This is a genomic window from Actinomadura sp. NPDC048032, from assembly GCF_040653175.1.
GTDB classification, from domain to species: domain Bacteria; phylum Actinomycetota; class Actinomycetes; order Streptosporangiales; family Streptosporangiaceae; genus Spirillospora; species Spirillospora verrucosospora.
Map to the genome: position 1 here is coordinate 23,434 of NZ_JBEZJP010000033.1, position 10,781 is coordinate 34,214.

Annotated in this window: 10 protein-coding genes; 7 read left to right on the forward strand and 3 right to left on the reverse strand. The window is 75.8% G+C overall.

The features are described 5' to 3' along the window. Positions 1-30 precede the first annotated feature (30 nt). Positions 31-1,605, reverse strand: a complete 1,575-nt coding sequence (locus AB0C69_RS07490) for an amidohydrolase family protein (protein ID WP_360351004.1) — start codon at positions 1,603-1,605, stop codon at positions 31-33. 107 nt (positions 1,606-1,712) lie between these two features. Between AB0C69_RS07490 and AB0C69_RS07495 the strand changes: the two genes are divergently transcribed. The 6 genes from AB0C69_RS07495 to AB0C69_RS07520 are packed head-to-tail and all read left to right on the forward strand — an operon-like array spanning position 1,713 to position 7,038. Then, positions 1,713-2,459 carry a helix-turn-helix domain-containing protein gene (locus tag AB0C69_RS07495; RefSeq protein WP_353833581.1) on the forward strand — a complete coding sequence of 249 codons (747 nt, stop codon included), beginning with the start codon at positions 1,713-1,715 and terminating at the stop codon, positions 2,457-2,459. Further along, positions 2,456-3,556: an alanine racemase gene (locus AB0C69_RS07500; protein ID WP_360351007.1), complete on the forward strand. Its 1,101-nt coding sequence runs from the start codon at positions 2,456-2,458 to the stop codon at positions 3,554-3,556. Before AB0C69_RS07495 ends, AB0C69_RS07500 begins: the two co-directional genes overlap by 4 nt. 21 nt (positions 3,557-3,577) lie before the next feature. Next, on the forward strand, positions 3,578-4,516 hold the full coding sequence (locus AB0C69_RS07505) for a M14 family metallopeptidase (protein ID WP_345182654.1): 939 nt from the start codon (positions 3,578-3,580) through the stop codon (positions 4,514-4,516). Beyond that, a complete protein-coding gene (locus AB0C69_RS07510; protein WP_360351010.1) occupies positions 4,506-5,231 on the forward strand; it encodes an MBL fold metallo-hydrolase in 726 nt (241 codons plus the stop codon). The genes AB0C69_RS07505 and AB0C69_RS07510 overlap by 11 nt, the downstream gene beginning before the upstream one ends. Positions 5,232-5,244: 13 nt before the next feature. Beyond that, complete coding sequence (locus tag AB0C69_RS07515) at positions 5,245-5,991, forward strand: SDR family oxidoreductase (protein WP_360351013.1); 747 nt, start codon at positions 5,245-5,247, stop codon at positions 5,989-5,991. Positions 5,992-6,000: 9 nt separating this feature from the next. Then, on the forward strand, positions 6,001-7,038 hold the full coding sequence (locus AB0C69_RS07520; RefSeq protein ID WP_360351016.1) for a threonine aldolase family protein: 1,038 nt from the start codon (positions 6,001-6,003) through the stop codon (positions 7,036-7,038). A gap of 11 nt (positions 7,039-7,049) precedes the next feature. Here AB0C69_RS07520 and AB0C69_RS07525 read toward each other — a convergent pair whose 3' ends face one another. Then, the gene (locus tag AB0C69_RS07525; protein WP_360351019.1) at positions 7,050-8,630 is read right to left on the reverse strand and encodes a bis-aminopropyl spermidine synthase family protein; all 1,581 of its coding nucleotides are present in this window, start codon (positions 8,628-8,630) and stop codon (positions 7,050-7,052) included. A 134-nt stretch (positions 8,631-8,764) separates the two neighbouring features. On the opposite strand from AB0C69_RS07525, the gene AB0C69_RS07530 reads away from it, so the two are divergent. Beyond that, complete coding sequence (locus AB0C69_RS07530) at positions 8,765-9,802, forward strand: cobalamin-independent methionine synthase II family protein (protein WP_360351022.1); 1,038 nt, start codon at positions 8,765-8,767, stop codon at positions 9,800-9,802. 220 nt (positions 9,803-10,022) lie between these two features. On the opposite strand, the gene AB0C69_RS07535 is transcribed toward AB0C69_RS07530, so the two are convergent. After that, positions 10,023-10,781: MFS transporter (locus tag AB0C69_RS07535; RefSeq protein WP_360351025.1), on the reverse strand; the 759-nt coding region annotated here is incomplete at its 5' end.

The window sequence follows — 10,781 nt, forward strand, 5'->3', positions numbered from 1 at the left end:
GCTCCGTTCCAATCGGTGCGTGGGGGACGGTCATGGCGCGCGCAGGACCTTGCCTGCGCGCCGACCGGTGGGGCGGGAGTTCTCGATGGCGGGTTCGCCGTTCACGAAGACCCAGCGCATGAGGTCGGGATAGGCGCGCTCCGGTGCCGGAGACGCGCCCTCCCCCGTCCCCCGGCCGCTCTCGTAGGCGGCGGCGCGTCCGGGGTCGGCGACGGCGATGTCGGCGAACGCGCCGGGACGCAGGGTGCCGCGCCCGTCCAGGCGGAGCCGCCGGGCGGGCGCGGTGGCCAGGTGCCGGACCGCCCGGTCGAGCGGCGTCCGCCCGAGGAGCGCGGGGACCAGCACCTCGGTGGTGCTCGCGAGGTTGCGGGGGTGCTCGTGCCGCGCCTGCCCGGCCGTCATCAGCCAGCCGTCGCTGCCGTGCATGGCGGCGGGGTGCGCGGAGACGCGGGCGAGGTCGTCCCGGGAGGCGGCCGGGACGATCATGGTCAGGCTCTCGCCCTCGGCCAGGATCAGCTCCAGCAGCACCTCCACGGGGGCGCGGCCGAGCCCGGCGGCGTAGTCCGGCAGCGCCCGCCCGGACGCGTCCGGACGGTCCCGGGAGCGGCCGATGATGATCTCGTCGGGCCGGAACTGCGCCGCGCCGTCCAGGTGGCGCAGCAGGCGGAGCCGTTCGGCGCCCTCCCCCGCCCGCGTGCGCAGCAGCGGCCAGCCGCCGTCCAGCGAGCCGGGCGGCAGCAGGCTGGAGACCCCCGTGCTGCCGGAGGTGTAGGGGTAGTAGTCGACGGCGACCTCGACGGCGCCGCGGGCGTTGGCCTCGTCGACCATCGCGAGCGTCTGCTCCGTCCGCCCCCAGTTGGCCTTGCCGAGCGCCTTGTGGTGGGAGATCTGCAGGTCGACGCCCGCCCGCTCGGCGGTCGAGATCGCCTCGGCCACGGACGCGACCAGGCCGTCCCGCTCGTCCCGCAGGTGGGTGGCGTAGAAGCGGCCCGACCCGCGCAGCGGCGCGATGACCCGCCGCAGCTCGTCGGCGGCGGCGAACCGCCCGGGCGTGTAGACCAGGCCGCTGGAGACGCCGAACGCCCCCTGGTCGAGGCCGTCGGCGACGAGGCGGCGCATCGCGGCGACGGCCTCGTCCGACGGCGGCCGGGGGTCGGAGCCCGCGACGTGCTCGCGGACGGCGCCGAGGCCGACGAGCGGGGCGACGTTGACCGCCGTCCCGAGCGACTCCAGGTGGGCGGCGTAGGCGTCGAGGTCCGGGAAGCCCGGGTCCAGCCGGGAGCTGAAGAAGGAGCCGAAGCCCCTGCTGGTCCGGGGCAGCGGGAACGGGGAGAAGCCGCAGTTCCCGGTGACGTCGGTGGTGACGCCCTGGTGCAGGCGCGCCGGGGCGCCGGGGTCGTGCTGGAGCGTGAAGTCGCTGTGCGTGTGCATGTCGACGAAGCCCGGCAGGACGACCAGCCCGGAGGCGTCGATCACCGTCGCGCCGGCCGGCGGCGCGATCCGCGCCGCCAGCGCCGTCACCCGCTCGCCCTCGATGAGCAGGTCGAGCACCGCGTCGGTCCCGGTGCCCGGGTCGACGACGCGCCCCCCTCGGATGATCTTCACCACTGTCCTCTGCGTTCCATTCTGTGGTTTGGCATTCCACGTGATGGGATGTTGTGGCAACCTAATCTCGCTGCCAGTCCCCGGTCAAGGCATTCCTGGAGGCGTTCGTGGTGCAAGTGGTCGATCGCGTCGGTGCTCTGCTCGCCGCGTTCAGTCAGGAGGAACCCGTCCTCGGCCTGGCCGAATGCGCCGAGCGGGCGGGGCTGAGCAAGAGTTCGGCGCACCGCCTGCTGAGCGGGCTCGCCGAGATCGGCATGCTGGAGCGCGACCCCGACGGCAACTGGCAGATCGGGGAGCTGCCGCTCCGGCTGGCCGCGATCCGGCTCTCCCACCGCAACATGCGCCGGGACGCCATGGCGGCGCTGGCCCCGCTCGGCCGCCGGTTCGACGCCGCGACCGCGTTCTCGGTCCCCAACGGCGACGAGATGGTTTACGTCGAACGCACCGACAGCAGCATCCCGTTCGCCCCGAGCGCCCGGCTCGGCAGCACCGCCCCGATCTGGGAGGGCGCCGCCGGGCGGGCCGTGCTGGCCCGGCTCGACGCCGCCCGGTGGCGGGAGCTGTGCGCCGGCCCCCGGTGGTCGGCGCTGCCGGACGAGGTCCGCGCCAGGATCGCCGACGACGTCGAGCAGTCCGCGACGCGCGGTTACTCGGTGGACCGGGGCGAGTTCTTCGACGGCATCGCCGGCGTCGCGTCGGCGCTCGGCCGGCAGGGCGAGCCGGTGGCCGCGCTCAGCCTGATCGTCTCGGTCGAGCGGATGTCGCCCGAGCTGGAACGCGAGATGGGACGCGCCGTGGCCGAACTGGCACGCGAGATCACCGGCAAGGCCACGCTGCCGGAGGTGCCCCGGTGACCGGCGGCGACGGCTGGGCCGCGCTCTGCGCCGGGGACGGGCCGCCGACGCCCTTCCTGGCGCTGCGCCACTCCCGGCTCATGGCCAACATCCGCGAGATGGCCGACCGGGTCACGGGCCGCGGCGGGCACTCCACACCCCACCTCAAGACCCACAAGTGCCTGGAGATCGCGCGGGCCCAGGTCGCGGCGGGGGCCGCCCGGGCGACCGTGGCGACCGTCGCCGAGGCCACGCTGGCCTTCGACGCGGGCTTCCCGTCCGTGCTCGTCGCGTACCCGCCCGTCCCGGGCGAGCGCGTCCGCGCCCTCACCGCGCTCACCGGGCGCGGCCGGGTCGCCGTCACCTGCTCGCGCCCCGAGCACGTCGCCGCGCTCGCCGCGACCGGCGCGGAGTTCGACGTCTACTGGGAGGTCGACTCCGGGACGCGCCGGCTCGGCACCGCCCCCGGCCCGCCCACCGCCGAGTCCGTCGCGGCCGCGCCGTTCGGCGGGCGGGTCCGGCTCCGCGGCCTGATGACGTTCGCCGGGCACGCCTACGGCGCCACCGACGCCGCCGGGCTGGCCGCGGTCCGCGACCAGCAGGACGAGGCGCTGGAGAGCACGGGCGCGGCGCTGGCCGGACGCGGGATCGAGGCCCCCGTCCACAGCGTCGGCGTCACCCCGCTGGCCCGGCTGGAGTCCGGCCGCGCGCACGAGTACCGGTACGGCAACTACGTCTTCTACGACGCCACCCAGGTCGCGCTCGGCGGCCCGGACGCGGCCGAGTGCGCGCTCGCCGTGATCAGCACGGTGGTGGACGTCCCGGCGCCGGACCGGCTGGTCCTGGACGCGGGGGCCAAGAGCCTGCCCGCCGAGCGGATGACCGCGCTGACGCCGGGCTTCGGCCTGGTGGACGGCCATCCGGGCATCGTCGTCGAGAAGCTCTACGAGGAGCACGGGCTCGCCGGATCGGCGGAACCGCACGGCCTGGCGCCGGGCGACCGCGTCGCGGTGATCCCCAACCACGCCTGCACCGCGGCGAACCTGTTCGGCCGGTACGAGGTGCACGACGGGACGTCCTTCGCGGACACCTGGCCCATCCAGGCGCGCAGGCGCTGACCGGACGAAGGGACGCACACGATGACAGCGGTGACAGGGCGCCTCCGGGCCGGCCCGGACCTCGAACTGGAGACCGTCCGGTTCGGTGACGGCGGCGGCCCCGCGGTGACCGTGCTCGGCGGGGTGCACGGCGACGAGCTGGAAGGCGTCCTCGCGGCGTACCGCGTCGCGGACCTGCTCGCCGCGGCGCCGGTCCGCGGGACGGTGACGGTGCTGCCCCGCGCCAACCCGCCCGCCCTCGCGGCGGGCACCCGGCACGGCGACGGCGGCGCCAACCTCGCGCGGCTCTTCCCCGGCGACCCCGGCGGCGGGCTCAGCGAGCGCATCGCCCACACGATCGCCGCCGCGCTCATCGACCCGTGCGACCTGCTGATCGACCTGCACTCCGCCGGGCGCCGCTACCGGATGCCCCCGATGTGCGGGTTCGGGGCGAACAGGACGCTCGGGGGCCGGCCGCTGCTGGACGCCGCCCGCGCGACGCCCTTCCCCTACCTGTGGGCGCACGCGTCGGTCGCGCCGGGCCGGTCCGTCAGCCGCGCCGACGCCCTCGGCAAGCCCTGGGCCTACTTCGAGAGCGGCGGGGGCGGCGCTCTCCGCGAGGCCGACATCGACCGGTACGCGCAGGGGGTGCTGCGCCTCCTGGAGGTCGCGGGCGCGGTCGAGCCCGTCTCCCTCGCCGGTCCGCCGCCCGGACGGCAGGTCGTCGTGACGGGCGGGGACGGCAACACCGACACCGGCGTGCTGTTCGGCGCCGCGGGGGCCTTCGTCTCCTCCGTCGCCGCCGGGGACGCCGTGGACGCGGGCCAGACGATCGGCGCCGTGTACGACGACGGCGGGCGGCGGGTGGAGGAGGTGCGGGCCGACGCGTCCGGCGTCGTCATGATGCTGCGCCACGACCTGCGGGCCGCGCCCGGCGAGGTCGCCGCGATCATCGCCGGGGAGGACGGCCGTGCGGCTTGACGCGGCCGTCGACCTGGTCGGCGGCGGACGGCTCGGTCCTGGGCTCAGCAACGCCTACGACGGCAACGTCTACCTGCTGCGCGGCGACGACGGGGCCTGGCTGGCCGACACGGGAAGCGGGCTCGACCAGCGGGTGCTGCTCGCGCGCGCCGAGGAGGCCCGCGGAGAGCTGCCGCTGCGCGGCGCGGTGGTCACGCACGCGCACGCCGACCACGCGGGCGGCGCCGCCGGGCTCGCCGCGCTGGGCGCCACGATCGTCGCCGGCGCGCTGACGGCGAAGCTGGTCCGCGACGCCGACCCCGGGCCGCTGGGCCTCACCGCCGCGCTGCGCGCCGGGATCTACCCGGCCGGCTACCGGTTCGCGTCCTGCCCCGGCGTGCTGACGCCCGCCGAGGCCGGCCTGGAGCAGGGCCCGCTCCGGGCCCTGCCCACGCCGGGGCACAGCGCCGACCACACGGCCTGGCTGTTCACCGCGGGCGGCACGACGTACGCCTGCACCGGCGACCTTCTCTTCAGCCGCGGCCGGATCGTGCTGCCGGGCGCCGCGGACGCCGACGTCCAGGCGCTGCGGCGGTCCCTCGAACGGCTCCGCGACGCGCGACCCGACGTCCTGCTGCCCGGCCACGGCACACCGGTCATGTCGGACGCGACCTGGCACATCGAGCAGGCCCTGTCCGCCTTCGAACTGGGCCGGCTGCCCGGCTCCTTCCACTGACCCGAGGAACCCCATGAGCACAAGCGTCATCGTCACCGGCGGAGGGGGCGGGATCGGCTCCGCCATCACGCGGCGGCTCGCCGCCCCCGGCCGGACCGTCGTCGTCCTCGAGGCCGGGCCCGCCGCCGGACGGGCCCGCGCCGAGCTGGGATCCGCCGCCGAGGTCATGGCGGTCGACGCGGGCGACCCGGCCGCGATCAGCGCCGCCGTCGCCGAGGTCGCCGCCGCGCACGGGCCCCCGGAGATCCTGGTCAACTGCGCGGCCGTGACCGGCGTCCCGGCCAAGGCGCCCCTGCTCGACACCTCCGACGACCTGCTCGCGCGCATCCTCGCGGTCAACACCGTCGGGCCGTTCGTCTGCGCCCGCGAGGCCGCGCGCCACATGGTCGCGGCGGGCGGCGGGACCATCGTCAACATCGGGTCCATCGCCGCCCACCGGGGCCAGCTCGACGCCTCCGCCTACACCGTCAGCAAGTCGGCGATGACCGGGCTGACCCGTGCGCTCGCCATGGAGCTCGGGCCGTCCGGCGTGCGGGTCGTCCAGGTCGACCCGGGCGACATCAGCACCCCGGGCAGCGACCGGCTCGTCGAGCTCGTCGAGAAGGACCGGGCGCGCTCGGGCGTCGCGGGCCTGCCGCCGCTCGGCCGCCGCGGACGCCCCGAGGAGATCGCGGACGTGGTCGCGTTCCTCTGCTCGCCGGGGGCCTCGTTCGTCTCCGGCACCCAGATCGTCGTCGACGGCGGATACCTCGCCGGATAGGGGCCCACCATGATCGATCTTCGCTCGGACGTGATGACGCTGCCCACCGAGGGCATGCTGCGCGCGATGACCGCCGCCCCGCTCGGCGACGAGCAGGAGCGTGAGGACCCCACCGTCCTCGCGCTGGAGGACGAGCTGACCGGGCTGCTCGGCCAGGAGGCGGCGGTGTTCGTCCCCTCGGCGACGATGGCCAACCAGATCGCGATGCTGTGCCAGGTGCAGCGCGGCCAGGAGATCGTCGGGGAGCGGCACAGCCACATGTTCCGCTACGAGGCGGGCGGCCCCGCCTTCCTCGCCGGGGCGGTCGTCACCGGCCTGCCGGGCGAGGCCGGGGTGTTCACCGGAGCGCAGGTCCGCGAGATCGCCCAGGTCCGCGACTCCGAGCACCGCCCCCGGACCGCGCTCGCCGTCGTGGAGGACACCCACAACGTCTCCGGCGGGCGGACATGGCCGCTCGCCGCCTTGGACGACCTCCACGACACCTGCGACGAGCTGGGCCTCGCCGTCCACATCGACGGGGCGCGCCTGTTCAACGCCGCCGTCGCGCTGGACGTCCCGCCCGCCCGGATCACCTCGCGGGCGCGGACCGTCGCCGTCTGCTTCTCCAAGGGCCTCGGCTGCCCCGCGGGCGCGGCCCTCGTCGGACGCTCCGAGGTGCTGGCCCCGGCCCGGCGCATCCGCCAGATGCTCGGAGGGTCGCTCCGCCAGGCCGGCGTGCTGGCGGGCGCCGCCCGCTACGCGCTCCGGCACAACGTCGCGCGGCTGGCCGACGACCACGCCAACGCCCGCACCCTCGCCACCCTGCTCGCCGAGGGCGGTCTGCCGGTCGACCCCGCAGGCGTCGACACCAACTTCGTCTTCCTCGATCTGGCCTCGCTCGGACTCGACCGCGAGGACGCCCGGACCCGCCTGCGCTCCAACGGGGTGCTGTGGTCCAACGCGCACCACCCCACCGTCCTGCGCGCAGTCACCCACCTCGGGCACTCCGAAGCGGACCTCCGCACCGCCGCGGCCCGCACCGTCGAAGCGCTGTCGAAGAAGGCGTGACCGGGGCGGTTCTAGCCGGCCGGTGACGGGGGGACGAGGTCCAGGGAGGCGCGGACGGCGGTGGGCAATTCGCGCAGGCGGTGGAGCGGCAGTTCGAGCGGGGTGACGTCCAGCGCCCACGGGGCGGCGTCGGCCACGACCGTGCGGGCCTGCCGCTTGGTGAGGCCCGCGTGCGCGTCGATCAGGGCGTCGCGCCAGACGTTGGCGACCTTCCCGTGCGCCCGGTCCATGACGGCGCGCACGATCCGCCGCGCCCGGTCGTCCGTGCCGGACGGGGTGCGCACCGCCTCCACGGTCGAGCCGCGCCGGGTCAGCTCGTACACGGGAGCCAGCGACGCGGCCTCGTCCGCCAGGTCGCCGGGGGGTTCTGCGAGGAACACCCGGACCTGCTCGGCGCGCGTGGCCAGCAGCACGCGGACCAGCGCACCCTCCAGCCCCGGGGGCAGCGCGACGGCCGCGCGCCGCACCCGCGCGGCGTACGGCTTGGCCAGCCACGTCGTCAGCCGCACCCGCGGCACCTGCGGAAGCACCTGCTTGGGCCAGTCACCGACCAGGACGTCCGGCCGCAGGTCGGCGACGTCGTCGGGCGACGCCAGCGCCGCCGTCCTGGCTTCGACGGCCTGTGGCCCCTGGGTGTAGATGGCGGTGGCGAACCGGTCGGCGCGGGCCCCGGCGGCCGGCAGGCTCTTGCCGGTCGGCCGCAGGACGTACAGATCGGCGCGCGAACCGATCGCCTCCGCGCCGAAATAGCTGTTGAAGTCCGGGTAGACGGCCTCGCTCACCAGGTTCAGCTCCTGCAGCGCCTGCTGGACCTTCAGCGCGAGCATCGGAGTGCGGTCGCTCGCCCCGTAGGCCAGCAGGACGCGCCCCTGCCCCTGGTCCCGCAGCCCCTGCACCGCCCGGGCCACGAACAGCCCGACGCCTTCCGGCGTGTACGGAGGATCGGTCACCGCCAGATCCGCGTACTCGACGGCCGACGCGGGCAGCCCCAGCCTCAGGTCGGCCCAGCGGGTGCGCACGTCAAGCCCCAGGTCGGCGGCGCATGCGTCGATGTAGGCCAGGATCCGCTCGTCGACGTCCACGACGGTGGTCCGCACGCCCGGATGGACGAGCCCGACGGCCAGCGAGGTCAGATCGTGGTCCCCGACGCACAGCAGGCGCGTGCCCGGCAGCCAGAACCGCGCCCCCAGCAGCAGCGCCCGCCGCACGACCGTCTCCGGCGTGGCCGAGACATGGTCGAGGACGTGCCGCGCCCGCGGCGCCCGCTCGATCAGCCCGGCCACGCGCTCCACCACGGCGGCGTACTCGGGGAGCAGGTGCCCGACGGGGTCGGCCGGGTCGAGCGGACGGTACCCGGTGCGCAGGGACTCGGCGATCTCGGCGCCCTGCTCCGGGGTGAGGCGGAACCGGTCGCCGCCGGCGTGCTCCAGCGAGAGCCCGGCCAGCAGCGACTCCACCGAGCGCCGCGGCGCGCCCGTCTCCCGGACCAGCTCGCCGAGCGTCCGCCAGCGCCGGTCCGCCAGCAGGCTCAGCGCGGCGTGGATCCGCCGGGGATCCATGTCCGCCGCGATCGGCACTCCCCCATCAGCCATCCGCGCATGCTATCGGCGCGCGGGTCCGCGGGGATTCGCCCCGGGGACGCCCCGAGGTCGCCGAAGATTCACACGGCCACCTCTGGTCACGATGAGCGCTTCTCTCGCTACTTTCAGTAGCGTAGCCTCGGGGTATGCCCCTCCCCACAGAGCCCATCGGCAGCATCCCGCGTCCCCAGGAACTGCTCACCGCCTCGCCGTCCGAGCTGGCCGCCGCCCAGGACCGCGCCGTGCGCGAGACCCTCCGCCGGCTGGAGGAGCTCGGCTCACCGGTGGTGACCGACGGTGAGCAGTCCAAGCCGAGTTTCGCCACCTACCCGATCGCGGGCCTGGCCGACCTGGCCCCCGACGGCGCGGTGATCCCGTTCGCCGACGGGCACCAGCGGCAGCTCCCGCGGCTGACGGCGGGCCCGTTCCGCTACACCGGCCACGCCGTCGACTACCTGCGCGCCGCCCAGCGCCACGCGACCGCGCCGGTCAAGCAGGCCGTGATCGCCCCCTCGGCGCTGAGCCTGCTGTACCCGGCCGACGGCATCGACGGCTACCCGCGCGAGATGTTCCTCGACGACCTGGTCAGCGAGGCCGAGGCCGACATCCGCTCCTGCCTGGACGCGGGCGCCCACGTGGTGCAGCTCGACTTCACCGAGGGGCGGCTGTCGCTCAAGCTCGACCCCAGCGGCGGCGTGCTGGACGCCTTCATCGCGCTCAACAACCGGGTCCTGGAGCGGTTCTCCGCCGACGAGCGCGCCCGGATCGGCGTGCACGTGTGCCCGGGCGGCGACCTCGACTCCACCCACAGCCTCGACGTCGACTACGCGGGGCTGCTGCCCAAGCTGTTCCAGCTCAGGGCCGGCAACTTCTACCTCCAGCTGGCCAGCGAGCCCGACCCCGACCGGATCCTGGCCATCGTCGCCGAGCACCTGCCCGCCGACGCCCGCGTCTTCGTCGGCGTCGTCGACCCCATCGACCCCCGCGTCGAGACGCCCGAGGAGATCCGCGACCGCGTCCTCGCCGCGGCCCGCCATCTCCCCGTCGACCGCCTCGGCACCTGCGACGACTGCGGGTTCTCCCCGTTCGCCGACGACACCTCCACGTCCCGCGACACGGCCTTCGCGAAGATCGCCGCCCGCGTGGAGGGCACCGCCCTCGCCGCCGCCGAACTCGGCGTCTGACCCGCCGCCCGTCTCCGCCGCCACCCCCTCGCACCGTCGGACCCGATGGCACGCCCGCGGCCGCCGCCGCGGACGGCCTGGTCCGCTGACGGCGGTGCGGGGGTGGGCGGCCCGTCCACCTCCAAGCGCCGCGTCCGGGCGGCGCGTGGACGGCTCACCACGTGCACCGGCCTCCCCGACGCCGACCCGGCCGTTCCGGCACGGTGGTCGGCCATCGCGGTCACCGGGAGGTGTGGTCGGTGGCCGCGTCCGAGGAGGGCGGGGTCCGGATGAGGAGCATCACCACGACGGCCACGGCGGTCAGGGCCAGTGCCGAGACGGTCGCCCCGGTGGTGTAGCCGTGCACGAGGGCCCCCGCCCGCGAGGCGGCCGGGCCGTGCTCGCGCAGGTAGCCCGCGGTCGCGCCGATCGCGACGGTGTTGACGACGGCGGTTCCGATCGATCCGCCCATCTGCGACGCGGCGTTGACGACCGCGGCGGCGACCCCGGCCTCGCGCGGGGAGACGCCCGCGGTCGCCAGTGAGAACGCCGGCGGGAACACGGCGCCCATGCCGATCCCGAGCAGGACCTCGACCGGGACGACGGCGGTGGCGTAGCCGCTGCCCGCGTCGAGCCGGGTCAGGGCGGCCAGCCCGGCCGCGGCGATGAGCAGGCCGGCGGAGATCAGCAGCCGGGCGGGCACCCGCCGGGTGAGCCGGGCGCCGACGAGGTAGCCGCTCGCGGAGTTCGCGACGGCCATCGGCAGGAACGCCAGCCCGGTGCGCATCGGGGAGAAGTGCGCGACCACCTGGAGGTAGTAGGTGAGCGTGAGGAAGACCCCGAAGGCGCCGACGACCGCGGTGGCCACCGCGAGGTAGGCGCCGGCCCGGCCCCGGTCGGCGAGGATCCGCAGCGGCAGCAGCGGCGCGGCGTGCCTGGCCTGGCGCACGTCATGGCCGACAGGGCGTACAACTCCTCGCGGTGCTCCCGCAGGTGGGAC

What these genes read in the sequence shown, in the direction of transcription:
- AB0C69_RS07530 (WP_360351022.1), top strand. Translation starts at nt 8,765, where the DNA reads ATGCCCCTCCCCACAGAGCCCATCGGCAGCATCCCGCGTCCCCAGGAA.
- AB0C69_RS07515 (WP_360351013.1), top strand. Translation starts at nt 5,245, where the DNA reads ATGAGCACAAGCGTCATCGTCACCGGCGGAGGGGGCGGGATCGGCTCC.
- AB0C69_RS07520 (WP_360351016.1), top strand. Translation starts at nt 6,001, where the DNA reads ATGATCGATCTTCGCTCGGACGTGATGACGCTGCCCACCGAGGGCATG.
- AB0C69_RS07505 (WP_345182654.1), top strand. Translation starts at nt 3,578, where the DNA reads ATGACAGCGGTGACAGGGCGCCTCCGGGCCGGCCCGGACCTCGAACTG.
- AB0C69_RS07525 (WP_360351019.1), bottom strand. Translation starts at nt 8,630, where the DNA reads ATGGCTGATGGGGGAGTGCCGATCGCGGCGGACATGGATCCCCGGCGG.